At 55.8% G+C, this 24,424-nt stretch carries 15 protein-coding genes; 10 read left to right on the forward strand and 5 right to left on the reverse strand.

Annotation, left to right across the window (positions count from 1 at the left end; translation table 11 throughout):
• Positions 1-120 precede the first annotated feature (120 nt).
• Entirely contained in the window at positions 121-1,725 is a 1,605-nt protein-coding gene (gene rtcR, locus FHT84_RS27245) for an RNA repair transcriptional activator RtcR (protein ID WP_183765015.1), read from the reverse strand.
• A gap of 302 nt (positions 1,726-2,027) precedes the next feature.
• On the opposite strand from rtcR, the gene FHT84_RS27250 reads away from it, so the two are divergent.
• Positions 2,028-3,434, forward strand: coding sequence for an RtcB family protein (locus tag FHT84_RS27250; RefSeq protein WP_183765012.1), 1,407 nt, complete (start codon positions 2,028-2,030; stop codon positions 3,432-3,434).
• Between the two features lie 389 nt (positions 3,435-3,823).
• Here FHT84_RS27250 and FHT84_RS27255 read toward each other — a convergent pair whose 3' ends face one another.
• From FHT84_RS27255 to FHT84_RS27270, 4 genes are all read right to left on the reverse strand, one after another.
• Complete coding sequence (locus tag FHT84_RS27255) at positions 3,824-4,291, reverse strand: hypothetical protein (RefSeq protein WP_183765009.1); 468 nt, start codon at positions 4,289-4,291, stop codon at positions 3,824-3,826.
• Between the two features lie 101 nt (positions 4,292-4,392).
• Entirely contained in the window at positions 4,393-6,099 is a 1,707-nt protein-coding gene (locus FHT84_RS27260; protein ID WP_183765005.1) for a thiamine pyrophosphate-binding protein, read from the reverse strand.
• 13 nt (positions 6,100-6,112) lie between these two features.
• A complete protein-coding gene (locus tag FHT84_RS27265; protein WP_183765002.1) occupies positions 6,113-7,174 on the reverse strand; it encodes an FAD-dependent oxidoreductase in 1,062 nt (353 codons plus the stop codon).
• Positions 7,175-7,191: 17 nt separating this feature from the next.
• A complete protein-coding gene (locus tag FHT84_RS27270; protein ID WP_183764999.1) occupies positions 7,192-8,646 on the reverse strand; it encodes an FAD-binding oxidoreductase in 1,455 nt (484 codons plus the stop codon).
• A 692-nt stretch (positions 8,647-9,338) separates the two neighbouring features.
• Here FHT84_RS27270 and FHT84_RS27275 point away from each other — a divergent pair.
• From FHT84_RS27275 to FHT84_RS27310, 9 genes are all read left to right on the forward strand, one after another.
• Positions 9,339-11,054 (forward strand): amidohydrolase family protein, encoded by a 1,716-nt coding sequence (locus tag FHT84_RS27275; protein ID WP_183764996.1) that lies wholly within the window; start codon positions 9,339-9,341, stop codon positions 11,052-11,054.
• Positions 11,055-11,215: 161 nt separating this feature from the next.
• Positions 11,216-12,121, forward strand: coding sequence for a hypothetical protein (locus FHT84_RS27280; protein ID WP_183764993.1), 906 nt, complete (start codon positions 11,216-11,218; stop codon positions 12,119-12,121).
• 137 nt (positions 12,122-12,258) lie between these two features.
• A complete protein-coding gene (locus FHT84_RS27285; RefSeq protein WP_210278967.1) occupies positions 12,259-15,081 on the forward strand; it encodes a TrlF family AAA-like ATPase in 2,823 nt (940 codons plus the stop codon).
• Between the two features lie 1,178 nt (positions 15,082-16,259).
• Positions 16,260-17,585, forward strand: a complete 1,326-nt coding sequence (locus FHT84_RS27290) for a GTPase-associated system all-helical protein GASH (protein ID WP_183764990.1) — start codon at positions 16,260-16,262, stop codon at positions 17,583-17,585.
• Positions 17,585-18,538, forward strand: a complete 954-nt coding sequence (locus FHT84_RS31570) for a hypothetical protein (protein ID WP_246698643.1) — start codon at positions 17,585-17,587, stop codon at positions 18,536-18,538. The genes FHT84_RS27290 and FHT84_RS31570 overlap by 1 nt, the downstream gene beginning before the upstream one ends.
• 2 nt (positions 18,539-18,540) lie before the next feature.
• Positions 18,541-19,374 (forward strand): hypothetical protein, encoded by an 834-nt coding sequence (locus FHT84_RS27295; protein ID WP_183764988.1) that lies wholly within the window; start codon positions 18,541-18,543, stop codon positions 19,372-19,374.
• Between the two features lie 12 nt (positions 19,375-19,386).
• Positions 19,387-21,873 (forward strand): effector-associated domain EAD1-containing protein, encoded by a 2,487-nt coding sequence (locus FHT84_RS31785; RefSeq protein ID WP_183764986.1) that lies wholly within the window; start codon positions 19,387-19,389, stop codon positions 21,871-21,873.
• 18 nt (positions 21,874-21,891) lie between these two features.
• On the forward strand, positions 21,892-23,001 hold the full coding sequence (locus FHT84_RS27305) for a caspase family protein (RefSeq protein WP_183764983.1): 1,110 nt from the start codon (positions 21,892-21,894) through the stop codon (positions 22,999-23,001).
• Positions 23,002-23,272: 271 nt separating this feature from the next.
• A complete protein-coding gene (locus FHT84_RS27310) occupies positions 23,273-24,349 on the forward strand; it encodes a hypothetical protein (RefSeq protein ID WP_183764980.1) in 1,077 nt (358 codons plus the stop codon).
• Positions 24,350-24,424 lie beyond the last annotated feature (75 nt).

Raw genomic sequence — 24,424 nt, forward strand, 5'->3', positions numbered from 1 at the left:
GATCTGGTCTCGCTGGCGCCGTGATATAGCGCCAGCTTTGAGAATATTACGGTTTTAGATCAGGCCAACCTGTCAAGCTCGTCTTCGGCGTTTTTGATGAAAGGCTCCCTGGCTCATCCATCATCGTAGTTTGACGTCCTCAAATCTTATGCCGAAGCGGGCGAGATATTTGGCTAGGCGATCTGCGTCATTGCTGCTTTTCTTTTCCAATCGCGAGATCGCAAACAAAGCCCTACCGGCGGAACTCGCCGTCGCGTGCTCCCGGCAGGTCTGAAGAACTGCCGCAAGCTGTACCGTATCAAAACGATCGAGGCGGGCGGCAGCTTCTGGGCCCAGCACATCTTCAATGATCGCATCGGACCCATTATCATCGGTCGCGCGGCGCCAAAACGCATTGAGGCGCTTGATTTCATCGTCGACGACTTCGGTGGTAATACGCCCATGTGGCGCGAGCGTCGCCATGCGCGTCACCGAGGCCGATAGATCGCGGAAGTTGGCACTCCAGACGGCTTGCGGGCCTGTGGCAAACGTCAGGTAGCGTTCACGCGCCTCCTTGTTGAAGGTCACGTTTTCCCCTTCACGCTCCAGATAGCGCCTAAGTTCGAAGTCGAGGTTGGGCTCTATGTCCTCCTTGCGCTCGCGCAATGCTGGCAGCTGGAAGGTCCACAAATTGAGCCGGGCGTAGAGGTCCTCGCGGAAGCGTCCCTTGCGAACATCTTCGCCGAGATCGCGGTTGGTCCCGGCAAGCAGTTGGAAGTCTGCCGCGACCTCGCGGTCGGCGCCGACAGGCAAAAATCGCTTCTCCTCGATCGCCCGCAGGCACACGGCCTGCTCATCAAGGCCGAGTTCGCCAATCTCATCAAGGAACAAGACGCCCTTGTCGGCGGATTTCAGGAGGCCCGCACGCTCACTGGCCGCACCCGTAAAGGCGCCCTTCACATGGCCGAACAAGGCCGACATGGCTTGGTCGCCACGCAATGTCGCACAATTGACTTCAACGAAAGGTCCGCTGATTTTTCGTTGGGCCTTTTTCAATTCATAAATGCGGCGGGCAAGTTGCGACTTGCCGGCTCCGGTCGGTCCGGTCAGGAGAACCGGTGCAGTCGATCGGATCACCACTCTCTCGATCTCGTCGATCATCCTGTTGAAAGCGGCATTGCGGGTCGATATGCCGGACTTCAAAAAGGAGGCTGCATCCTCCCGTTCCGACGCGAAACGTTTGGCGATCTCGTCATAACGGGAAAGGTCCAGATCGATAATCCGGTGGGTGCCGACAACATCCTGCTCGGCCTCCCGATCGCGCGGCGGCGAAAGCTGCAGCAGCCGGCCGGGAATGATGCGAGCCTCGGTCAGCAGGAACCAGCAGATCTGCGCCACATGCGTGCCGGTGGTTATGTTGACGAGATAGTCTTCCGTGTCGGGATCAAAACTGTAACCGCGGGCAAAATCCCTGAGGTTTGTGTAGACTTCCGAGAAATCCCAGGGATCTCGGAAGTTGATGACATTGCCGCGCACCTCCGTCGCCGGCGAGACCACGCCAATGTCCGCAACGATACGCTGGCTGAGAGGCCGCGCATGATTGTCATGGATCAGCTCCAGTCGATCGATGAAAAGACCTGGTTGCTGGCAAAGCGCGACCGTGGGTCGCCAACGATTCCAGCGATTGTCCCATTTCCCCGCATCCAGGGTCGTTCCCAATATGCTGATGGCGACGCGCCGCTTCATGCCCTATCCAAAATTATAAGAACCTAGATAGTAGGATAATATCCTTCCAAGGTCAGATTCCACAACCGTAGACTTCTTCAACGGAGGCAGAACATTTTTCTCATTCAAAACAAACAGATATAAGAATTTCTAACGGCGCTTACGTTCATTTCCCCAAACTGGCACGCCTCTTGAAATGTATCTGGCACGAACCAACAGGAAGCGACTACCACGATCCCTGCAGGTTCGTCACCCAAGCGGTGTCTGAAGAGAAGCAACTTAACAGAAGGACTGCAAACGCAGAAAAGACAATGACAACGGTAATGAGCGGACAGGATTTGATCGATGCCGGCATGAGCCAGGGAAAATGGTTCCGCCCAGCCCTCGACGCCGCCAACGCGGTGTTGAGCAAGGGCGGCTCGGTGGCGGATGCGCTGGAAGCGGCAAAGGCTTTCCAGCCGGGGCCAACGCTCGCCCTCCGGGCCGATAACGACATCGAGATCTATTCGAACATCCGCGCCGAGAACGCTTTTGAGCAGGATAACGTCGAAAAGGTCCACGCAACAATGCGGGCACTGGTGCGCACGCCGGTCGTCCGCTCCGCGGCAATCATGCCGGATGCTTGCCCAGCAGGGCCGGTCGGCACGATTCCTGTCGGCGGAGTGGTGGCGTCCGAAGCAATCCATCCCGGCTTGCATTCGGCCGATATCTGCTGCTCGATGGCCATCTCGATCTTTCCAGGCGTCGATCCGAAATCGCTGCTGGACGCCGTGCATGCCGTGACGCATTTCGGTCCGGGAGGCCGTCCGCGCGGCGCGCAGTTCAAGCCTTCGGAAGTGACGCTGTCGGCTTTCGAGCAGAACCCCTATCTGCGCGATGGAGCGCTGAGCGCCGGCATCGAACACTTTGCGACCCAGGGCGACGGCAACCATTTCGCCTATGTCGGCACCATGAAGTCGACCGGCGAAACCGCGCTCGTCACCCATCATGGATCGCGAGCTCCGGGTGCACGGCTCTATGACAAGGGCATGAAGGTCGCCAACCGGTTTCGCGAGCAGCTCTCGCCCGAGACCCACCGCGAGAATGCCTGGATCCCGGCGGATACCGAGGAAGGCGACCTCTACTGGTCGGCCTTGCAGACGATCCGCCAGTGGACGAAGGAAAATCACTATGTCCTTCACAACATGGCGGCGGAAAAGCTGTCGACCAAGGTCGCCGACCGCTTCTGGAACGAACATAACTTCGTCTTCCGAAAGTCGGACGGACTGTTCTATCACGGTAAGGGCGCGACGCCTGCGTTTGATAACTGGGCACACGATGCAACCGATCTGACCATCATTCCGCTCAACATGGCGGAACCGGTGCTGATCGTTCGCGGGACGAATGCCGCTCACGGTCTCGGCTTCTCGCCACATGGTGCGGGCCGCAACATCTCGCGCAGTGCCCATATGCGGCAGTTGTCGGCGGAGTACGGAGCGGATTCGCGTGGGCTCAGCCCGAACAACATCGCGGCCATCCTGGAGAAGGAGACAAGCGGCCTCGACGTTCGCTTCTTCTCCGGCTTTGCCGACGTGTCGGAACTGCCGAGCGCCTACAAGAGTGCTGCCAATGTGCGGGCACAAATCGAACATTACGGCCTTGCCGAAGTGGTCGACGAAGTGATCCCGTTCGGGAGCATCATGGCGGGCGACTGGCAGAAGAATGCGCCCTGGCGCAAGAATCGCCGGTAAGAATCGGGAAGGCAACCAGGTTTGGTTGCCTTCCCTCGAACGCAATCTGTCCGCGACCGCCGCAATGGAGTGTGTTTATCGTCTTAGGTTGGTGGTCTCGGTCGCATCAGAGTATATCGCATTCACGTAAACGCGGGCTGCGGGTGGCTCACTCTCTTGATGTGAACGGAATCGAACCTTCGGCACATGTTGCCAATTCAGCCAAGTCTCTGATTGGAAACTGAATCCGCAAAAAAGGAACCAACCGAGCTTATCGAGCGAAACGGATTGGCCGGCGACGGATTTCACTTGCTGAACGGCCGTGTACGAAATCGATGGCCCCTGCCACGCCGGCCATCGCTGTAGCGGCTCGGGCAGAAATCGCAACCTGAGCAACATTCTATTGAGATTTACTCGTAAACATTGCCATTGAATTTGTACGTCTTGGCTTTGCCGTTGAGCTTAGTAAGGACGAAGGGAAAGCCGGGGCTTGCTTCCTTCAGAAGGTATTTCTCATCCACTGGCAAACAACCGGCGTATTGAGAGCTCTCATCTTCCAGCCTCATCATGATGCAGAGAAAGGGTTGATCGAGATTTTTCTTTCTGATTAGAAAGAGCGTGTCCTTCGGTGCTTTTGCTCCGCCAAACCATCGTTCTGATTTGACTAACCCATTGATATCCAAGTCCGACTGAGTGATGTCGACCTTGTTTCCTTGAATAAGTTGGATTCCTGCACTTTGCTCTTGTGCCGTCGCCCTTTTGTATGCCTTGGTGATCTTGATCGGTGTCTTCTTCTGGGCAGTCGCGGCTAAAGACGGTCCTGAAATTCCGCAAAGAAGTGATGTTAGAACAATTATTCCGGCGCTGATGGATCTCATGAAATTTCCCCTTATCTATTCGCCAACCAGATGTTCGTGAGTGCTGAAGGCTGACACTCGATTTCGGCCATAATGGCACAACTTTCAATTGAATCCATTCGCTACACTCCGGCGGGCAGAGAACGAGGGTCGACAGAGACTTGTATAAGGGCCGGTCCCATTTGCGCTGTTGCCCCCTTGATGGCGGCGGTCAGTTCAGCGACTGTAGTAGCCTTGGCGACTTGGGCAATACCAAGCGCCTTGGCGACGCCCACATAATCCCAATCGTTCAAGGTCGCATAGGATAATGGGCTGGCACCAGGTGTCTTGTAATAGCCTGGATCCAACAAATATTGCTCGTAACCGTACAAATTATTATCAACAACCAGCGTGATCGCACTAAGATGGAAGCGTGCCATCGTCGACAGGCTTTGCGCGGTCATCTGAAAACCGCCGTCCCCGCAAACGATGAATGGCCTCTTCCTGTTCGCGGCGGCCACGCCGGTTCCGGCACCCACGGAATGACCGATGCTCGCCCAAATCGCATTCGCCATAAAGACGTTTTGTCCTGCCATACGCTTGCGCGCGGCAGGATAAATCCCAAGAAACGTATCGGCGACCAGCATGAAATTCGGGTCGCTTGTTACATATTTCTCGATTTGATCGAACAAATCGTCGTAGGAAATGCCTAATCTGGCAACGCTGGTGGGCGAAAAGGTGCTCCGCTCGGGCGATGCGCTATAAGCATCATCTCGATCGCCGTCCCAAGCCATTTCGTTACTGGAGGGTGGATCGTCCGAACGCTCCTCGCGAGCTTGACCTGCCCCGGCGACCGCGTGCTGTTTCAGTTCGCTGATCAGAGAGGAAAAGCCCGTGGGCGTTGCGGCGGCTCCCTTGACGTAAGCGTTGCCATCCCAGACCCGGATAACCTGTTTGTTTTTAATTTTTGGCACCATGATCGCCGCATGACCCGATCCGAACACGGCGCCGAGCGATACGATCAGGTCCGCATTCCAAATCTTCTTTCTCAGGTCCCCCGGTGCCTTGTCACCATTGAAGACGCCTTGAAAGAGGGCGTGACTTTCATCGATAGTCGTCCGTTCAAGAAGCGTGGTCGCCCAGCTAATGTTAAGCTTATCGATGATTGCAAGAACGTCAGTTGCCAATCCATGACGCTGTACTTCGACTCCGACGATCAAAAATGGGAATTTGGCGCCCGAGATCTCCTGTAAAATCATACGGGCGACCTGGGCAGCGTTTGCCGGGGGTACCGTTACACTCAGATTTGCCGAGGGCGGTGCACAGGTCACGCCAAGAATGGCCTGTGGGATCTCGATATAGACTGGGAGCTTCCTTGCGAGCGCCGTTTGAATAGCCGTATCGACCTTCGCTCTAGCCTGAGCGACGTCCCCGGCCCTGTCGTGGAATGCAGTGACATTGGCTAAAACGTCTTGGTCTGTATGAGGCTGGCCCATCGAATGTGAGTATACGACACCGGTCTTATTCTGATCGTCGATGTTGCTTTGGGAAGGCCCCCCGTTGATCACCACGATCGGACTACGCTCGACATAGGCACCTGCAATTGCATTCACGATGCTCAGGGTGCCTGGTCCGTAGGAGACGGCGACAGCCGATAGGCCGCGGACGCGAGCGTACCCATCGGCTGCATAACCTGCCTCCAAATCGCTGCTGGTGATAATCGTTTTGAATGCGGCCGATCGAGCCGCCTCGTAGACGCGAGCGCAATAAACAGAAGGGACGCCAAACAGTGTATCCACGCCCTGTTCTTTCAAGCGTTGGATAATGTAATCGGCAACGGTATATGCCATGGCCTCGCCCTCCCTACTTGTTGCGCATCAGCCAAGATGCGTTCGAGAATTCCGGGGCCAATGGTTTGCCCGCGAATACGTCCTTTGCCATCCGCCGGATATCTTCACATCGTTTGGGATCTGCGATTTCATCGTTCACTCCGACTTCGTAGCTCCCGCCGACGACAACGCGGTCCTCTCGCGGAAAAACATAGGTTGAGCCATCGCTGAAAAGCCATTGCAACGTGGGCTGAGCCGGTAGCAGAACGAGCTGCCCCTTCTTGGGGACCATGTCGCGATCCGCAAATAAGGTCATTGACCCCAGGCCAGTGCAATTGATGACGATTGGTTCTGAGAGGGTGGCCAACTCCGCGACATCGTGAAACAGCCTGTGTATTGACTGGACGCTTTGGCGGATCAGATCCTCACGAAGTCTTCGGAGGAAAATGGGCGGCTCGACGAGGAGTGTGTGATAGCCCCAGCCATCTGAGGCCATGTGCTGAAACGGAAGGGGCGTAAGTCGATCAGGTTTCGGGATTACGTCGAGCGGCACCTTCGCAAAGGTATCACTTAGGGCTTTCGTATAGTTGATCCGGTAGGAAACTCCAAACCCCTTGCCGATCCGTTGTTCATGCATGCGATAGGCTGTACGCAGGATCTCGGCGAATCTGGCCTCGGCGGTCGCATCACCCTTGCCGTACTCTACGACCGAGGGGGCCCATTGACCGCCCGCTCGATCAGAAGTCGTGCATGTTAGCCGGTCAGCATAAATAGTCACTTTATAGTCGGGCGCAAGCAGAGTGGCCGCGGTAAGACCCATAACGCCACCGCCGAGGATGGCAATGGATTTGCCCTCTGCAGGAGATGAGTAATTCCTAACAATCTTGGTGACGGCGTCGGCACATCCCCAACTCATCGAAATTCCGGCACCGCCGTGACCGTAGTTGTGGATCACAAACTTATTGCCAATGGTGTTGTGTTCGAGACGGTACGACTTCGAGCGAAATGGTCGTACGCCGGCAACGTATTCGCAACCGGGTGGCACGCATGTGAAATCGGGCGATGGTAGATAAGCTGTCGAGGAAATTCCTGTCATGGTTCCCCTCCCCGGGTTTAGGTCAGCGGTACACTTTGTTGGAATCGGAAAAAGTTGCTCGGATCAAATGTCCGTTTGATATTCTTAAGACGTGCGAGGTTGTTACCCCAATATGCGGTCGCAAAATCTAAAAGCTGCGCATCGCTATAGTTGACATAGGCCTTGCCAGGAACGAATGGCCGCATCCCGTTGTAAAAGGCGGTCATGGCCGCCATCTTCTTACTAGTCAGTGTCGGATCGTCCCAACCAGCGTAATAATGAACCATGTAGTTGACGCTCGAGCGATGCGGGAAGGCCGTTGCGTCCTCTCCGAGATCATCGATCGCCCCGCCGTACGCATTGAAGATCAGGCCGATGTCGCTGGAGGGCTGCGCGACGATCTGCTGAAGCGCCTGCTTGATTCCAGCCGCGTTCAGTGAAGGCAGAAAGTCCGAGCGCTCCTTCTGGTAATAAGGGTCCCTTCCACTGCCGGCGAACTTCTGAAATGCATCCCAGAACGCAACTTTCTTGATGCTGCGCGGTATCGTCGGTTTTTCGATCGCTTCAAGGGCTTTCAGCCCCTTCTCAAGCTCTGAGCGGGCGGCGATGCTCTGCCCAATACACCTGAGAGAGACGTTCTGGCCACTCGCCGCTTTGCTAGCTTTCAAGAGCGCTGTGATGCCCTTATTTGCGTGAGGCGCCCATTGTTGCCAGCCATCAACAATATTTGCGGCGCGGTCCCTCGGCAGCGACCACCCCACGGAAAACACGTCCACAGTGTCGACAGCATGAACACGGATCGTCAATTCGAAGACCACCCCGAATGAACCTCCGCCTCCACCGCGGGATGCCCAAAAGAGATCCTTGTTGGTCGAAGCGTTGGCGACAACTATGTTTCCCTTTACATCAATCAGTCGAATGTTCGTTAGACTGTCGAGAGCAAGACCGTAAGCTCGCGCAAGGAAGCCATAGCCACCGCCGAGAATATGGCCGGCGATTCCGACGGTAGGGCAAGTGCCGCAGACGAGCGCATAGCCTGTGCCCTTGAGGACCGCTTGAATATCTCCAAGCCTTGCACCCGCGCCGACGGTCACGGTTTTGCTGATTTTATCGAAAGAGATTTGCTTCATCTTGCCGATATCGATAACGAGGCTCGAACTGCCGCTGAATCCTTCGTAGGAATGGGCACCGCCTCGCAATGCAAAGAGGACTCCCTTGTCCCGCGCCCAAGAAATGATCTTTGAGATAGCAGACGCTGTCTCACACAAGGCGAACAACGCCGGCCGCATTAACGTACGTGCGTTGTAGATTGTCTTGATGCGCTCATCATACGCCACCTGGCCCGGCCGCAGGTATGTGCAGCCAGGAATTACCGGAGGCTCCGGAAACGTGAGCTCCGTTTCAATTGTTTGCGCTCCACCACGAACAATCGCGCGTGGATCGACCTGGTCTCCACCGAATTCCATCCCCTCGAAAAAATGCGGCTTTTCCATTCTCCTCCCCCACATTACTTTGAATTTTCGACTCTTAACCTGGAAAGGTCGAAGCACGTCGTCATGTGCCGAGACGAGGCAACGCGGCCGCCGAACTGAAGTCGAGGGTCCATCCGCCGGCGGCGCTTTCCTGCGAGGCCGTCAATTGAACACTGCCCAAACATAAGATCCCGTATTCGGAAGAGCTAAATGAGTAAGACGTCGGCGACTACGTTGACATGAAGGCTGCCAACATCGGGGATGCAGCCCGTCCGCGTATCGTCGATGTACTAGAGCCGCCGCAATCGACCTGCTGCTAGCTACCGATAATTGCTGTCCGAACAGACCTAAGAATGAAGAGGCAGATTTTTGGCAATGCCTAAGTGTCTTTTTAAGTATCGCGGTACCGTCTGCCTGCGCAGGCGTGGAGGTCCGATTGTATCTGCGACGCAGAGATACCATAACGATACAACCTTACCTAGTTTTCTGTAGTCTAATTTTCTTCTATTTGGAGTCAAGCGGTAGAGTCTTTACTCACCGCTACTATTTTGAAGGGAGCCGCCTGGCCGGGACGAGCAGCAGTTATGTATTGCGTGGATTTCGGCTTACGATGCAGACGATCTTCCGTTCGCTAGCGCGAGCACTCTAACGAGAAGTCCTTGCGTATCGCCTCGGCTTATGATTGCATCCGATCATGGATTGAGGGACCTTCCATGCTACGTCGTGATTTTCTGACGCAGGCGTCGTTGTCGGCCGTTGCACTCGCTACGGGGTGTACGACCGATGGCCCGTCCGCCAATAGTGCAGGCGTTCCAATCATCGACGCACATTGCCACGTATTCAACGCATCAGATCTTCCGGCCGCGCGCTTTCTGCGCCAGGTTGTTTTCGAGGATTATCCCGAGCAAGCCTATCGGGCCTTGGCGATAGGGAACCGCGACGCGACCGATGTAGCTATTGAATTGCTCTTGCACCTTCTCCGCGCCGACAAGGCGCCGACGGCCGATGAAGAGATCACGTTTCTATCAACCGGGAAGAATGCCCGACCGAGTGCATTGTCCGTCGAAACGGCGCGCGCAGCTGCTATCGAAGACACCGCGCGATTTTTACTTAGTGTCGATCACCGCTGGAGAGAGCGTGTCGGCGTGATGGCGGAAGCTGAGCGAGAAAAACGGCAGGCGTCTCCGGAGGAAAGCTTCCTCAATTTCATGCTGGCCGACCAGATCAAATCCCTTCGGGCCAATCAGTCTATCACGCCAATGGCAGCACGCAGCGCCAGCCAACGGGCCTTTCAGAACATCGGCCCTATCAGCCGATATCTGAACTGGTTCAGCCTATTTCGGCTTTACCGACATGTTTTAGTCGAAAAGCTAGTGTCCGACACGAGCCGACAGGGGTTTGAACCGTTGATGTTGACGCCGGCGCTCGTTGACTATGATCTCTGGCTCTATGAAACGGTGGATAATTCTCCGCTCACGCGCCAAATGGTGGTGTTGGACAAGATTTCCCAGCGAATGGCGAAGGCCAGGTCCGGTCCGGTTCTCCACGGCTACATGGGCTTCGATCCACTCCGTGAAGTCGCCTACCGAGTTCACAAGACGAAGGTGAGCTCGCTCGCAACAGCGCGGGAAGCCCTAGTTGATCACGGCTTCATCGGCGTGAAGCTATACCCGCCAATGGGATTTCGCCCATCGGGCAACCAACCTCCTTATCCGAAGCGGACCGTCGACGCGCTCGGGTTTATGCCGAACAAAGAACTCGATGCAGCGCTGTGGGATCTCTACAAACTCTGTGTAGAGCTCGATGCACCAATCCTTGCCCACGGCTATGCTTCGAACGGCTCTGGTCCGAATTACGAAAAGCGAGGGGATCCAGCCTATTGGATTCCTGTATTCGAAGCGTTTCCCGCCTTGAGGGTCTGCATCGCACATTTTGGTAGGTTTGACGCTCAATCGGCCGGTCGGGAGACGCTTCCCTTACCAGAAGGCAGTTGGGAATGGCGGCTTGGAGAGTACATCAAAGCCAATTCCCAGCGAAACGTCGTAGCTGACATAAGCTACTTGTCCGAGGTCTTGACTGCTGGCCCCAAGCAACGGGCATTTATGGCGTCGTCGTTCAAGAAATGGATAGCAGCGTTCGATCCTGGCTGCGCCCACATTCTCTACGGCAGCGACTGGATCATGCTCGGCAAGGAGGCCGGCTACGATCATTATATCGGGAGTATCAATGCCTTCCTTCGGAACGACTGCGGTCTCTCAAATGATACCTGCGACAAGGTTTTCCGTCGAAACGCATTGCGATTTCTTCCGCTTGAACGGGGAAGTGCCGGTCGAGAAAGACTTCTCTCGTTTTACCGAAAGAATGGTCTGAACCCATTTCGGCTGCCATCCGCGACACCACGACTGATCGCGAATGTTCTTGGCCGATGATCATCACCAGAGCCTGACAGACACTTCTACTGGACGGTGCGGTATGAGCATGCAACGGCTTAAGGAAGCACAATAATGACGCTGCCACCAGAGTTCGCGAACGTCTTCGGTGAAGCGAGAGCGGTCGATCGCAAGAATAGCGCGAAAGGGCTGGTGTCCTCATGACAGCCCGCGCGGTTGATGGCGGAGCTGTTGTAACGGTCGATGAGAGATTGGCCTCCAAGCTGGCCCGGATAGAGTCCTGCTCAAGGCAAATGCAGGATGATTTCGGGCGCAATCTCCTTCACGCCTATATCGCCTGCCTGACCGCGGAAGAACTGCGCACCGCGACACTTGTAACTCTCGAGGCCGATCACGTGCTCGCGCGCGCTTTCCGCACACGTTTGCTTCGCGTCGGTCAAGACGGCGGCAACACCAGTGAGCTGGATAAGCTGAGTAAGGACTTGATCGCGCACACCTCCAGCGGTCGCGGCGCTGAACCCAGAAAAGAGGGCCTACTATCGGCAATCTATCCCTATCTCTCCGCCAGCGCGCGGAAAGTACTTCTCGATCGCTGGATTGATCGCGGGAACTTAAGTTCTGCAAATCGATGGCTGAAGGCGATGAGCGGCGACGACCTGTTACGGGACGTTGATCTTATCTTGGAAGAGTGGCGTGCAACCCACACTCCCCTGGCGGCCAAGCTCTTCATTCAACACGCCTCGGAGATGAGTATCGCTGATGCACTGCCCGAACTAATCGCGCGTGCCGGAGAAGGATGGCTTATAAGCAGGGCAGCGCTGAAGGCGCCGTCAGTGACAGAGGAGTCTTGGCAAGCGATCCGAGAAAAGTTTCCAGCCACCTATGCCTATCTCTGCGCCAAGTTGAACCGTCCACTGGGTGAGTCTGAAGCAATCGCCATTGTCGAGGAGACAATCGGTGGGCCGTTCGGCGATCGCGGCTTGGCCATCTGGTCGATCGGGCAGATGAGGATGATCGAAGTTTTGGATGAGCTTTCGGAGCGCTACGATGATCTCCTAAATCAGGAAATGGAGATCTTCATGAGAGGGCGTCTTCTTTCTTCGTAGGGGATAACGATCAATCCATCTGTGGCCAAAGCGATCAGCGTCGCCCGGTTCGCCAAAAACCAAGACTGGCGGGGTAGCTCCATATTGCCGGCTCGAGTGGCTACGCTGAATGAGGTTGGAGATCAGAGGAGGGGGCATTGACTTACGCGAGTTGGCGAAAATGTGATTTTCAGGTGCATACCCCGCGTGATCCGAATTGGACTGGTCACCGCACAATCGGCATCGGTGAAACCAACCCCGCGACCGGTCTTCCTGCAACCGCCGGTGACGTTGATGGCGCGCGCAAAATCTGGGCCGAGCAATTTGTGCAGAAATGCGTGGAGCGAGGACTTGGAGCGGTCGCCCTAACCGATCATCACGAGATGATCATGGTACCTTACGTTCAGCGTGAAATTGCGGCGCTAAAGGCAGTCGATCCCAACTTCGATCTCTGGCTTTTCCCTGGAATGGAGCTGACGGCGATCGGCGGGAAGCAATGTCTTATCCTGTTTGATGGCGATTTGTCTGAAGACTGGTGGAAGACGGCACAGGCCAAGCTTTCGATCGCCTACGCAGGACTGGACGAGAAAGCGGCGAAGGCGCCGCCGGTGACGCAGCTGACCATGAACTACGCGGACATAACGGCAGAATTGAATGGTATCCCCGGTTTCGGTGGTAAATTTATCGTCCTGCCAAATCTCTCACAGGGCAATTCGCACACCGTCCTGGTCGACAAAGCCCATGCGGACTTCAAAAGGATGGCTTGTGTCGGCGGATACCTCGATGCAGGTCAAACCGTTGATTCACTTGGATCGAAAAACAAGGCAAGGCTGTCAGGCAGGGACCCCACATGGAGTGATCGGCAAATTTATCCGCTCCCCACCTCCGATTCTCGGTCGCAAGACTTCGCTACACTGGGAACAAACAATGCTTGGATAAAGCTTGCTGCCCCAACTGCCGAAGCAGTGCGTCAGGCATTCCTTGCCCACAATTCGCGCATCACCATCGAAGCGCCGAAAACCGCTTCTTTGATTGTCTCCGAGATTGTCTACTCTGGGTCCGCAATCCTGGCAGATATGACTCTGCCGCTCAGCCCGGAGCTGAACGCAATTATCGGAGGCCGCGGGAGCGGCAAGAGTTCATTTCTTGAATATGTCGCCTTCGGGCTTGGGCGCAGCTGCTACGATGTAAAGCGCGAGCATTATTCGAGCACTCAGCGGATGCACGATCTCGTGAACGAGACGGTTGTATCCAAGAGCGCCAAAATAGCCGTCACGCTCATACAGGACGGCGCTGTGTTCAAGGTGGAAAGGGGACCAGGGACATCATATCAGCCTCAGATTACCTACCCCAACGGCACCACGCAGTTGCTGACAACAAAGGAATTGCGCGCGCTTTTTCCTGCAGTCGTCTATAGTCAGGGGGAGCTTGCTGAAATTGGAAAGCAAACCGGCGAGCAAACACCGCTCTCAGACCTCCTCCAGTTCGTTGACGCAAATTACAAGCGGGAGGATGACAAATCGAACGCCGACATCGAGAACGCGAAGAATGCTGTTCGGAGCGCGATTCAATCGCTCATCTCGCACTGGAGCCTTGTCGCCGACTTGCGAAAGACATCTACGCGCCGCGATGCTCTGATTCAGCGCATTGCTGCCTTGCAAAAAACCTTGCCGACCCTTTCTCCCGAGGATCAGTCGAAGGTCGACGAATATGATCGTGCCAGTGAGTTTGAGACAAAGCGCATGCAAGCTTCAAAGCACGCGGCGCAGATCGCCACCGATCTGGACGCGATGGCGGCCGAGCTATCGAGCGAGCGCGACCTCAGTGCTCCCATCGCTGACAAAGCGGATGAGGTGCGGGCGCGTTACTCCGCGCTGTTCAAAACCTTCAGCACGACTGTTGCGGGGCTGAAAAAGCAAATAGCCGATGAGCGCAGGGCCCTTGCAAGCGCCGAAACTGACTGGGCCGACGAACTTAAGAGCCTGCGCACCGCTCGGGACGGTGTGCTCGAAAAGCTGGGAGCGCATAAAAGCGTGACGGCTCAGATCATCCAGTTGCGCGAGGAAGAGGCCGAGGTGGCCAATCAGATTGGCGACTTAGAAGCAAGAATTTCCGGTAACGGCGACCCGAGTGAAGGGCTGCGAGAGAGGCTAGGGGCGCTCAGATCTTTGTCTCGAGCCCGCGCCGAACGTACGGTGGAATGGGCCTTGGAGATCGAAAAACTCTCCAACGGAAAAATCAAAGCAGTAGTAGAGCCTGAGGCCGATATCGGGGAGGTGCGCGACGCGATCGATTTGATCGCGAGTAAGACAGGTTCACAGGAAGGCACGCGTCTAAAAGAATTGGACGACATTCTCTCATCATCATCGGTTTTCGAGGTCCTTGACTACCTAAGAACCGAGGGCTTGGCTCTGCTCTACTGGAGACAGGTGGGCTCCGGCACCGGCGAAGAGATGCCCAACGCGCCGAACCTCTTCAAAACAATCGGCGATACCGAGCGAGTACGAGCCGCTCTGCTCGAAAGACTAGACACAACAAGAATCGAAGCCGTTTCGGTCGCACTACCCAAGCCAAAAATTGCTCTTTCCTATTCCGACCGCGGTAAGGAAATCGCTTTCGAGAAAGCATCGGAAGGCCAGCGCGCCGCTGCGCTTTTGTTCATGCTCTTGGAGCAGCCTGGGGGTCCGCTTATCATCGATCAACCGGAGGGTGATCTCGACAACAAGATCATTGCGGATCTGACAGACAAGCTCCATGTGGCCAAGCAAAAGAGGCAGCTGCTTTTCGCCAGCCACAACGCCAATATCGTTGTCAACGGCTCAAGCGAACTCGTCGGGCATTTGGATGTCGATGGGCACGGTGAGCGGTACTTCGAATGCACCGGTGCAATCGAGACTCCGTCAATCTGCTCCGTCATAACCTCAACGATGGAAGGTGGCGAAAGGGCGTTCAAAGATCGCCTCGATAAGTATGGCTACTAAGCTAAGCCTTGAAGCGGTAATTTCCATTGGCGACTCTGGCCATGGAGCCGACTGAGGTAACTCCGGGTTGGCAAGTATCATTTGCAAGCGCCCTCGCCAGTGTTCGAAATTGGGCAAAGTTTAGTGCCAACTCCGGAAACACAACGCCATCAACTCGGTCGCCGCGATCCCGTGCGCGAGACACTAGATCCTTTACGAATTCGATGAAGGCCGCCCGCTTTCACCGATCGTTGTCTTGGGGTAGCCAGATCTGGTCGGCATCGAACCAACCCCATCCGCCCTCACTGTGCTCTCCAACCGGCCGAAACACCTCATCGGCCACGCGAAACGGCAACGGCAACGGCATGAGCAATAGGGAGAGACTGTTATCACCAGTTGCTTCAACCTCCCGAACAATCGGTTCTACCCACCGAACGCGAACCTGACCTCTTGGCGGAAGAAGCGCGAGATTGTGGCTTAACGATCGAAGCGTACATCCGACTGTCGGCGTGCGCGACTTTGGTCGTACGCAGACCACATCCTCGGCGCGGTGGAAATTGAAAACGGCCCCCTTTGAATTCTTCTAAAGACCTCGCCACTTACGATGTCTTCGCTGACATACCCTCCACGGGCGACAGCGGAGAATGGATTCTCGCCTTGAAAACCAATATTTTTTGATGCCTCATCCGCGATCATCATCAGCTCGAGACAAACAAGCCACCACTCCGGAGAAGGGTTTCGGTCTTCCAGAGGCGAAAAGACGGGCAGCTCCTGATGGGCCGCTAACGTCGACCAAAGTTCTTGTAGCTCACGCGGTGGATCTGGAAGGCGGCGCCCTTTCGCCGGTACGGTCGTCCGCCACTTTTTTCCGACCGAGATCGCCCGATCAGACAAATCTGGTTCTACCAGAATTTGACGGAACCCCTCTTCCGTAAGGCGGGCACTGCCGGCGCGACATGATGATAAGCACCCGATTGTCTGTTCGCTCTTGCGCTCTTGGTTGCATTTATCTATCTTAAGTTGCCGATCAGAAGGCGTTGATTACGGAGCCTACGTCAACGCCAACTCCTTACTTTGAGCGGTTGATAAGTAATCATTCCCAGGTTGCAGATGTTCGCGATTTGTGCTTGTCTGCCTGCCTAACCGCACAATTCGATTATCAGATTCTGGAGCGGCAAAGAATTTGTACGGAGGACTGTGTGGCTGCCGATATACTTATACGCTTTCTTCGGGCGGGCCTCGTTAACGTCGGTGGTGACGACGCCAAACTTGAAAGGTTGAAGGAGACAGCCGGCGATCTAGCTGCATCATTGAAGAAGTCACCGTCCAAAGCAGCCTCGTTCGCTCTGATCGCCTTCGACCCAGAAGCTCCGCCTGAGGATCCCGTTATCGGGGAGACTCTCGAAGCGCTTCAAAGTCGATGGGCCACTTATCTGAATACCTTTTCGGGAACGCCGATCACGGTGATCCGCGCGATTTTGCTCGAAGCCCTAACGCAGGCTGCTGCCGAGGAAGATAGCGTCGGGGTTTCCTTGGTAGCATCTGCCCGTAACGCGTTAACCTTCATGGAAGCCGGGCACGAGCGCAGTATATGGTCCGATGTAGTCGCGGATGTGGAGCATAGGGTCGACGCCCGTGCAGAAGCCGAATGGGCGACTCCAGAGGCGATCAGCGTTCCTGCGTTTACGCTGCCGGCTCTGGATCCGATCACGATTACATCGACGCCGACCACGATCAACAAAGCTAATCTCGCAAGCAAGATCGACGCCGCGGTGGGTCCGAACAACGCGGCTGGACAAGCAACCAGTGGAAACCAGTATTGGCCCAATCAAGGTCAAGCTTGGTCGCAGCAATTCGCGCCAAAACTTACTGATCTTCTCGCTGAAGCACTCGCCGCGGTAGCTAAGGACAATGGCATAGCTCCAGTCGATTTGTCCGCCCCCTTGAACAGTCTGACGCAGGCGATGTCCACCTATGTGGAAGGAATGTTGAAAGCGGTCAGCGGCGCAACAGCCGGGCTGCAAAGACGCACCAACCTGATCTGGTGGAAGGAAAGCCTGTTCTCACCGAGCGCACGAGCAAGCTATCGTGGAATGCCTGCGGCCACAGCGGCTGCGTTGATGGCGTTTGATCTCTATCAACAAGTGCCCACATTCTCACCGGCGAGCGTCGCGGCATTTCTCCAGGAAGCGGTACTGACCTTGCCTGCCCTGGACCCGGAGAACAGGCAATCAATACGCGATCTTATAAACGATGCAATCGCCTCACCGGAATTGGCCATACTTCGTGACGCCGCAAAGTACCTCGTTCCGGAGTCCATTGGACGTGGCCCGGTACTGGCACTGCTTGGCTATGAAACTCAGCCATCACTGCCACAGGACGCCAAATTTCGCGAGAGGGTTGGCGTTCCAGCCATCGCCCAACTAACTATCCCTGAATGGGCGACGTGGCTATTCAGGGAGCTGCAGGCCGCCAGAGCGACGAAGGAGTTGGCTGAAACAAAGAAACGGGGACGCAAACCCTGATGACAGAATGCTCGCGTTCATCCTGCTTTGCACCCGAAAGCACGTGCGACTTGGGTCATTTGGACTTTTCAAAGTGTCCGGCGTGGAAAGCCCAGCATCAAGCCGAGGCGGAACAAACAAATTCAACGGGCGACGAGGTTCTGTTGCCCTGGTCGGGAAGCGCACTTGGTCTCGTTGACGCAGGATTTATTGCCGGACGAACTAAACCGCTAATAGTCGGCGTCGCCGGGCCACAGAACGCCGGAAAAACCACGTTGCTTGCCGCCTGGTATTTGCTGATAGGCCGTGGATTGGTGGCTCCGGCACGGCGCTTCGCGGGCTCCTACTCACTGGCCGGGTGGGAAGCCGTGGCCGGCACATTCCGCTGGACGCCAGGCCGTCAGCCTTCCTTCCCCCCACATACGTCCAGTCGTGGGGGTCGGGCCCCTGGACTCCTTCATCTTGCGTTCAGGGACAGCGCCGGCGAGTTTCGCGAGTACCTCTTCGCCGACGCGCCAGGAGAATGGTATCAAAAATGGGCTCTGAACCGCGACGGCTTGGACAGTGAAGGCGCTCGGTGGGTCGCAGAACATGCAGATGTATTTCTGTTGATAGCCGATCGAGAGGCTCTTTCAGGTCAAAACCGAGGGTCGGCGCGGGGTTCGCTTCAGCTCCTCGCACATCGTTTGGCGGCGGAACGGAGTGGGCGCCCGGTGGCGCTGGTTTGGACCAAATCTGATGTGGCCATCGCGCCTGAGATGGAAAAGGCAGTGCGTGATGCCGTTCTCGGGGCTATGCCTGACGCGATGGAATTTTCCGTCAGCATAGCGCCCGGGACTGATGGGGCCTCAGATGAGGGTCAGGGTTTCCTGGAACTGCTTGGCTGGACCCTCGATACTCGGCGAAAACGCGTTTCCTTGCCTCCCAGCAACGCGACGAGTTCGGACCCTGTCTTCGTTTTCGGTGCGAGGTGATAATGGCCGACGAGGTTAACTCAATCCTTCTTATCGGAGAATCGGACGTTGGCAAAACGCACTATGGCGCTCAACTGCTCAAGCGGCTGATAAAGGGCGATGGGCAACTCCGTATGGATGGCGCTGCGACCAACCTTGAGCCATTCGAGGCCGCGATGGAGCACCTCAATGAAGGCATGGCGGCGGGACACACGCCGACTACCACCTATGTTGACAGCATATGGCCGGTGGCCGATTCGAAAGGACGAAAAGCCGAACTGATTTGGCCAGATTACGGTGGCGAACAGATCAAGGCCATGTCATCGACGCGCCGTATTCCTTCACCATGGCGCAAGCGGGTTATTTCTGCACCAGGGTGGCTTCTGTTGGTTCGGCTGCAGCATACTCGAGTCAATGACGATATCTTTTCCCGCCCCTTGAGCAACCTCAAGACAACTGGTTCCGAAAATCGCGAGGTTCAAATCTCCGATCAGGCGCGACTGATCGAACTTCTTCAGATGCTGCTATATATACGAGGTGCGATCAGCACGAAGCCGTTGGCAAACCCGCGGCTCTGTCTGCTATTGACCTGTTGGGACGAGTTGGGCACCGATAAACAGCCCGGCAACGCCTTGGAACAACACCTTCCCATGTTCTCCAGCTTCCTGAAAAGCACCTGGGCAGAAACAAGCATAATGGGCTTGTCGGCGCTCGGGCGACCATTGAGCCCGCGCCATCCTGATGCTGAATATGTTGCGCGCGGACCTGAGCAGTTCGGGTACGTCGTTCTTCCTAATGGGCAGCACTCCGACGACCTTACACTGCCAATTCGGCACCTCATTGCCGACACACCCTAGGTGGAGTGACCGGTGAAAGTCGAGCAAGCGATCTATGGCGAAGTTCGGGGCGGCCATGCGCTCCGTGCCGCCAGCACCTCCAGCAGCCTGCCGGCCGAGTTGACCTCGCGCTTGGATCTTCCGGACACGGCGCCGCCGGGTGTCGATTGGTCGCCTTATGTCAGCGGTTTCCCCTATGCCGATAGCTACATTCTAGCTAGGACCTTTGCAGATCCCGCGGCGAGCCGAGCCGGTATGGTCATTTCACACGCCTTGATCATTCCGCTTGCGGAGCTCGCAGTGACCGCAGACGTTCGACCTCTGTTTTCCCTTTTGATCACGAGCCCTAAGCAACCGGATGCACTGAACACACAAGACATATCCGCCTCGACCGAGTCGCCGAGTAGCGCCATCGATCTAGTCGCGACATCAACAGCGCTGACCGCGCGTGGCACCGGTCCAGTCGTTCGCCTTGGCACGGCCGGCTTCGAGGATTTGGTGGCTGCACTCTGGTATCGCCTTTGGCCTGAGCTGCGCGTCAGCTTTGCGTTTCGGCTAAGCTTCAGCCCTCACGATGTCGTCGAGTCGCCCAAGCCGTCGTTGGTTTGCACGCCAACGGCTCTCTCGTCCCGCTGGGCCGGCCATCGCATGGTTGAGCCATCGGTTTCAACCGTCTCCCCATCGCGGGCGGCTGCAATTCTTAGCGGCGACGCCCACGCGGATCCGATCCTGTCCTTCGCGCGCGACATCGGCGCACGTCTCGGACATTTCAACGAATTGCCACCGCTCGAACGAGCCTACGAAATAAGTTCCGCGCAGCACCCGAGCTTCAGCGATTGCGTATCGGCCGTCCGTCTTGTGGACCGATTGTCGCCTGATCCAAAGATCGGCTCGGCCGGAAAGTCGAAGCTAGTTGACAGTTTGAATTCTCGTTTGAGGCTTGCTAAAGCCGACGACGTTCTGCTGCTCAGGAATCTAAGCGCTCCCGGGCTAGAGACCACCGCCAGACTCTGGGCAACTTTGGAGACCTTAGTCCGGGACAACGCATTTGTGTCTACTGACGATTCGAGCATGCTATCTGCAATTGACGATGCTTTGTCGGATTCGGCAGCCATAAAACCATGGCGAGATGCCGTGCTCGATGGGATCACATCTGCATCTCGGTCGAACTCTTCTGCGTTCTCAGCCGCCTTTTGGCGTTGGGTGCATGCTCGACCAGCGCTGCTCACGAAGCTCGCCGAACGCCTGCCGCAGGACAAAAGTCTGGAAAGCAAACTAATAAGTGCCGTTCCCGCAGAAGTCTCCGGTCCCGCCGGCCAGGCGGTCATGGCCATCTCGAGATTCAAGAGCTGGCCTCGGCTCTTCGGAACGGCAGCGGGAGCCAGTCTTGAGCCGCGCGATGCCCTCCGACAACAGCTGTCGATTGACCAGGCTTCCGCCAATCTTGATGGTCTCCGGGCTGCCCTGCGCCGCGCGACACCGGAGCAAGTAATCGAAATCGCGTTCGACAGCGCCAACATGCGTGTGTTGAGCATCGCGGCGGAGGAAGTGGCACGGCAGCCCGAGCTCTTGAAGGAAACCGAGGTGACGTCTCCCCTTGGGCAAGAAATCTGGGCGCATGCGATTAGTCTCAATGGCGAAGCCTGGCGTGGCCCGGCCGATCCGCAAGAGGCACTGATCGCAATCATACAAAATATGCTTGATGGGAAGCCAGTTAGCGCAAAGCTTCTAACCACCCTTTCCACCACACCTATCGCTGACCTTTGTGACTATCCACGTCGGTCAGAAGTGTGGCCACACCTCGCGGCGGTGGCTCGGACAAATTTTCTGAGCGCTACGGCTGCGGGCTGGCTCGAACAGGCTTCGACCGGAGACATCCCTTTTACGCCCGATCCCGAGCTTGAAGCTGCGATCATTGCTGACAATCGCCTATATCGCACTCTGCGCACCATGGCGAGGACGCGTACGCGGACCGTGTTTTCGATTGTCGCCGCTTTGCCACTTTTTGAAGAGCTCCGCTTCCTGCAATGGCTGCAAGAACCCTCTGTAGCTCGTCATGAGCTGACGCCGGCGGATGCCGAAAGCCTTGGCAGACTGGTTTTAGGTCGCCGCTGGCGGCAGGTTGTGGATCAGTTGCTTGATTTCGCGCGTGCTGGACGAGCGGACATCAAACCGGCGCTGCGAATCTGCCATGAGATGATTGGCATCTTCACGCGGTGGTCGCTCAATCTTTCCGCAGTGACGGCCGATGAAAAGTGGACGGTCTTCGAGGAGCTTGCAGCCGATCTTTACCCGTCCGGGCCAGATCATAATGAGTTATGGGATCGGGCGGGCGGGAGAAATTGGGATTTGCAGACCTTCGGCAACGGACGGTCTCGATGGCGAGACGCAATCTCCCAGATTCGCCGAGGAAAGGGACCGCGATCAAGTCGGCTGCTCAGTGAAATGAAACGCGATTTTCCGTTGAATGATCAAGTTCGCTATCTTGCCAATGATTCCGACCTGGGCGCACATCGATAACAGTGAATGCAGGTGACTATGATCGACCGAGATTCAGACTACATCGCTAGACAGGATGGTTTCATCGAAGGGCACGCCTTGCTTATTGGTATCGCCGCCTATCCACAAGTGCGCGCCCTGCCTTCTGCGGTGATCAATGATGTACGAGAGATGAAGTCCGTACTCACATCGGCTACGCACTGCGGTTATGACCCGAATAACGTCACCCTGCTAGAAGACGGCGACGCAACTCTTCAAAGGATCCGGAAAGAACTGGCCGCGCTGGCTGGCCGCACCAAGGAATCGGATACAGCTGCAATCTACTTCTCGGGACACGGTGTGCGCATTGGTGATCCTGCAAACCCATTTAGCGCTTTGGTACCCGTGGATTGCAACCCGGCGAATCTCTCTGCGAGTGTTCTACACGAGCCCGAATTTTCCGCGGCGCTTGCGCAGATCAAGGCCAAACGCCTTGTCGTTTTCATCGATGCCTGCCATGCAGGAGCGGCCGGCGCCTTCAAAGGAGGCGATGATCCTCCCGAACTAGGTTTCAGTGAGAAATCGCTAGATCGCTTAGCGCAGGGCAGCGGTCGCGTTTTCATCGCGTCGTCTCGGGCGTCGGAGACTTCGCTAATTTTCAACAGCGCCGCTAACAGTCTTTTCACCGAGCATCTGCTCGGCGCCCTACGCGGTGGCGCACACACCCATGGCGACGGGTTCATCCGGATTTTCGAAGTTTTCAATCATGTCGCCGAGAAGGTTCGGGCCGCCGCGCCGGGTCGTCAACATCCAATATTTAAAGCCAGCGATTTAGAGGATAATTTTCCCGTTGCACTTGATCGGGGTGGTGCAAAGAGCATCGAGGCCTTCCTGATAGCAACACCCAATGAAACCTGGCGGCAGTTCGAGGAAGTCCTTGCCGATCTATATCCCGCCGGCCCGCTGGACCAAGAAATTTGGGCTCGTGCAGGAGGTGACATCTCCCGTCTTCGGTTGTCCGGAACCGGACGCGCCAATTGGTTTGCGGCGTTGCGGGCAATCCGACAAGGCGGCGGCGGTCATGACATAACGCGCAAGTCTCTAATTCAGACTGCCCTCCAAGACTTTCCGCACCATCAAGAACTTGTGCAACTCCTGCAAAATAGCTGATCCATCTGCGCATGTACTCATTGTCTAAGGGCATTCATCATCGTCTCAACCGGACTCGCGGCATCCAACAATTTCTCTTCGCGCTGGATGTACCTTTTTACGACTTCGCCGAGGATCGCGATGTGGTGATCCACGTCATCGACACGGTCCAGGGCCTCCTCCCGGCCATTTGTCGTACCAGAATGCCTTTAGGCCTTGCGTTTTTACTCTTGATTGTAGCAGTCAACTTCTTCGATTCTAATTTTTGAGTTCCTAGCAAAGGCGGATAGTTATGGAATATCAAACAGCAAAGCCCGGCTTCCATATCGTACGCTATTCAGTTGGTCGCAGCGACGTGCCGCTTTTCATCAACCAGGACATTGACGAGGGACCCAAAGCTTCGATTATAATCGGCCCCAACGGATCTGGAAAAAGCAGAGTGCTTGCGTCGATTGTCGACGAACTAACGGCGCTTTGGAATATCCGGGAAACCCACCTCGCCTCGGACGGGAAGAACCAAGATACTGCGCAAAGGCTGGCTCCCCCACCAAAACACCCTGCCCGATCCGAAACGCTTCTAACTGATGAGATCGATTCCAATACCAGGCTCACCTACTGGCTAGATGGAACATGTTGGGAGACGCTAAGACAAGAGAAGAAGACTCAAATCTGGAAAAATGGCTTTCAAGTCGACGTAAGCGACCTGCAGCTGCCGGATAAAGTCCTCGCGATTGCTCATCTTCCAATTGACAAATTCAGGTACGCAACGCGGGGCGACCATGAATTCTACCATTACCTTGGGCTACGGCAAGCCGGAAATATGACGTCAACAGGTTCAATTGAAAGTGGAACCTTCTTTGACTTTTTAAATGTCATCAAAAATGGATCGATAGCAAATTTGGAAGGGAATTGGTTCGAAAGCTTAGAATTGCGCCTTCCGGTTTTTGGGCAAGTTGCCGTCGAGTCTAAGTCACTTGCCTATGCAGAAACGGAAAAAATCTTTATCGATCACGCGCTTAGTTGGATCGCGCGGCGAAGGGGGCCTGCAACCTCTAAGCTGGAAACGAACCTCGGCGAGATTATTCACGAACTGGGGCGGCTATGGCCGTTCATAAATGAGTTGCGAAGCGGCTACAATGGCACGCCCTTACGCGTTCGGAGTGGCGTCAGCTTCATGTTCGAGCTGTTCCCCACTTTGGCTCATTCCGAAAACGATATCGACCATATTATTGAGGTTTTGGAGATTGGCCGTCGCTTCCGGATATTGGGAAATTTTGGCCTATGCTTTCATAAACATGGCAGCCTTTTTCCATTCAGCGAGCTAAGTTCAGGTGAGCAACACGTCCTAACACTACTTTGGCAGAATTGAATTTGGGGTCATTAGGAACCTGATACGGCAGTGAGGACATCGTTGTGGTGGATGGTGGTTTGAGAGCGCGGCTAT

It is taken from the genome of Rhizobium sp. BK289, from assembly GCF_014193575.1.
In the GTDB taxonomy this organism is placed as follows: Bacteria; Pseudomonadota; Alphaproteobacteria; order Rhizobiales; family Rhizobiaceae; genus Rhizobium; species Rhizobium tropici_C.

Coding starts and splice junctions, on each gene's coding strand:
- FHT84_RS27275 (WP_183764996.1), top strand. CDS start 9,339: ATGCTACGTCGTGATTTTCTGACGCAGGCGTCGTTGTCGGCCGTTGCA.
- FHT84_RS27295 (WP_183764988.1), top strand. CDS start 18,541: ATGGCCGACGAGGTTAACTCAATCCTTCTTATCGGAGAATCGGACGTT.
- FHT84_RS27265 (WP_183765002.1), bottom strand. CDS start 7,174: ATGACAGGAATTTCCTCGACAGCTTATCTACCATCGCCCGATTTCACA.
- FHT84_RS27250 (WP_183765012.1), top strand. CDS start 2,028: ATGAGCGGACAGGATTTGATCGATGCCGGCATGAGCCAGGGAAAATGG.
- FHT84_RS27310 (WP_183764980.1), top strand. CDS start 23,273: ATGGAATATCAAACAGCAAAGCCCGGCTTCCATATCGTACGCTATTCA.
- FHT84_RS27305 (WP_183764983.1), top strand. CDS start 21,892: ATGATCGACCGAGATTCAGACTACATCGCTAGACAGGATGGTTTCATC.
- FHT84_RS27280 (WP_183764993.1), top strand. CDS start 11,216: ATGACAGCCCGCGCGGTTGATGGCGGAGCTGTTGTAACGGTCGATGAG.
- FHT84_RS31570 (WP_246698643.1), top strand. CDS start 17,585: ATGACAGAATGCTCGCGTTCATCCTGCTTTGCACCCGAAAGCACGTGC.
- rtcR (WP_183765015.1), bottom strand. CDS start 1,725: ATGAAGCGGCGCGTCGCCATCAGCATATTGGGAACGACCCTGGATGCG.
- FHT84_RS27255 (WP_183765009.1), bottom strand. CDS start 4,291: ATGAGATCCATCAGCGCCGGAATAATTGTTCTAACATCACTTCTTTGC.
- FHT84_RS27260 (WP_183765005.1), bottom strand. CDS start 6,099: ATGGCATATACCGTTGCCGATTACATTATCCAACGCTTGAAAGAACAG.
- FHT84_RS27270 (WP_183764999.1), bottom strand. CDS start 8,646: ATGGAAAAGCCGCATTTTTTCGAGGGGATGGAATTCGGTGGAGACCAG.